This is a genomic window from Streptomyces sp. NPDC127084, from assembly GCF_042724175.1.
Taxonomy (GTDB): Bacteria; Actinomycetota; Actinomycetes; order Streptomycetales; family Streptomycetaceae; genus Streptomyces.
Genome location: NZ_JBHXFA010000322.1, coordinates 1 through 2538, shown reverse-complemented (window position 1 = coordinate 2538; position 2538 = coordinate 1). Strand labels below are relative to the sequence as shown.

The following is a 2538-nucleotide window of genomic DNA, read 5'->3' as shown; positions in this document are numbered from 1 at the left end:
GGCAATCGAACCGTGACTCACCACCACACCCTTGGGACGCCCAGTCGAACCAGACGTATAGATGACATAGGCAGCGTCGGACGCGGAGGCGGCGCTGGTGATGGGGCCCACCGCCTCCGGGCGGTGTGTCCCGTCCGCCGAGTCCACCGTCATGACGGACAACCCGGCGAGCAGTTCGGGCAGTGGCCACCCCGCGCCGGTCACGGCCAGCGAGGGAGCGGCATCGGCCAGCATGGCGGCGGTCCGGTCGGCCGGGTACTCGGGGTCCAGCGAGAGCGACGCGGCCCCTGCCTTGAGTACGGCGAGCAGGGCGATCACGGTCTCCGCTGTGCGTGGCAGGGCCAGGGCGACCACCGAGTCCGGGCCCGCGCCCGCGGCCGTCAGACGGCGGGCGAGGTGGTCGGCACGGGCGTCAAGATCGGCAAAGCAGAGCCGGGTGCTCCCGGCGACCAGGGCGGTCGCGTCGGGGGTGCGAGCGACCTGGGCCTCGAAGGCCGCGGGCAGCAGCGGCACTTCGACGGGCAAGTCAGCGCCGGTGGCCAGGAGTTCCGTCCGCTCCTCGGCGGAAAGCAGGTCCACCCGGCCGATCGGGCGATCGGGACGTGCGGCCACCGCCGTCAGCAGCCGACCCAGCCGGATCGCCATCGACTCGACGGTCTCCCGGTCGAACAGGTCGGTGGCGAAGTCGATCGCGCACTCCAGCCCGGCGGGCGCACCATCGGTGTCGAAGGACTCGCCCATGGCGATGGAGAGGTCGAACTTGGCCGCGTATCCGCCGACCGGTTCGACGATGGCCGACAAGCCGGCCAGGTCGAGCGGTGCCGCCCCGGGAGCGCCCCCAGTCCCGTTCCGGTCGGCGCTCTGGAGCAGCAGCATCACCTGGAAGAGCGGGTGGCGGGCCAGTGAGCGGGCCGGGTTGAGCTCCTCGACCAGCCGCTCGAACGGAACGTCCTGATGTGCGTGGGCGTCCAGTTGGGACTCCCTGACGCGGTGGAGCAGGTCGGCAAAGGTCGGATCTCCTGAGGTGTCGGTACGCAGCACCAGGGTGTTGACGAAGAAGCCGACCAGGTCCTCCAGCGCCTCGTCCGAACGGCCCGCGACCACCGAACCGATCGGCACGTCGGTACCGGCTCCGAGCCGGGTGAGCAGCGCGGCCAACCCGGCTTGCAGCGTCATGAACATCGTGACCCGGTGCTCGCGACTCAACTCGACCAACGATTCATGCAGTTCGGCCCCCAGAGGGAGGACGACACGGTCGCCGCGATGACCGCTGTCCGTCCGCCGGGCGCGGTCCACCGGGAGGGACAGCTCCTCCGGGAGGTCGGCCAGGGTGTCCCGCCAGTAGGCGAGCTGGCGCGAGACCAGACTGTCCGGGTCGTCCTCGCGGCCCAGCAGCTCACGCTGCCAGAGCGCGTAGTCCGCGTACTGCACCGGCAGCGCCTCCCACTCGGGCACCGAGCCGTCACGGCGGGCGGCGTAGGCAGCGGCCAGATCGCGCAGCAGCGGGTCCATGGACCAGCCGTCGCCGGCGATGTGGTGCAGGACGAGTACGAGCAGGTGCTCCTCGGCGGCGACACGGAACAGGTGTCCGCGAATGGGGAGTTCGGCTGCCAGGTCGAAGGGGATCTCGGCGCACTCGGTGAGGGTGGCCGCCGGGTCGGCGGGCCGGGTGGTGTGCCGGTCGAAGCGGATCCTGGCCTCGGCGGGCGGGATGATCCGCTGCCGGGGCTCGCCGTCCCGCTCGGTGATCAGCGTGCGCAGGACCTCGTGCCGGGCGACCAGGTCACCGAGGGCCAGTTCGAGCGCGTCCGGGTCGAGCGGACCGGTGAGACGCAGTGCGAGCGGGAGGTTGTAGAGGTCGCTGGCTCCCTCCATCCGGTCGATCAGCCACAGCCGCTGCTGGGCGAAGGAGAGCGGCAGCCGTTCCGGTCGCTCTCCGGCCGTGAGCGCGAGCCGGGCCCCGGTGCTGTCCAGCCGCTGGGCAAGACCGGCCACCGTCGGCGCCTCGAAGACGTCACGGACGCCGATCTCCGCCGTGAACACCGTGCGGACCCGGCTGACGAGTTTCATGGCGAGCAGCGAGTGCCCACCCAGGGCGAAGAAGTCGTCGTCTATGGAGACCTGCCCTGGGGCCGCGAGTACCTCGGCGAACAGGCCGCAGAGGAGCTCCTCGCTCGCTGTACGCGCGGCCCGGCCGCCGGTGAAGAGCCGGAAGTCGGGGTCGGGGAGGGCGCGTCGGTCGACCTTGCCGCTGCCGGTCAGTGGCAGCGCCTCAAGGGTGACGACCGCGGCCGGGACCATGTGGGCGGGCAGTGCCTGCGCCACGTACCTCCGGAGCTCCAGGGAGAGTTCCGTACTGGGGGTGGTGACCGCGCAGTGGGCGACAAGACGGCGGTCGCCGTCCGTGCCCTCGTGCGGGGCGACCACGGCCTGGCGTACGGCCGGGTGTCGGGTCAGTGCGTGTTCGATCTCGCCGGGTTCGATGCGGAAGCCGCGGATCTTCACCTGGTGGTCGGTACGGCCCAGGTAGACGAGGTC

General features: G+C 71.5%; 1 protein-coding gene. It reads right to left on the bottom strand.

All coding sequences use genetic code 11. The annotated features are described in order from the left end of the window. Window positions 1-2538 (bottom strand): condensation domain-containing protein (locus tag ACFWI9_RS33805; RefSeq protein ID WP_387169013.1); only part of this gene is annotated, 2538 nt, incomplete at both ends.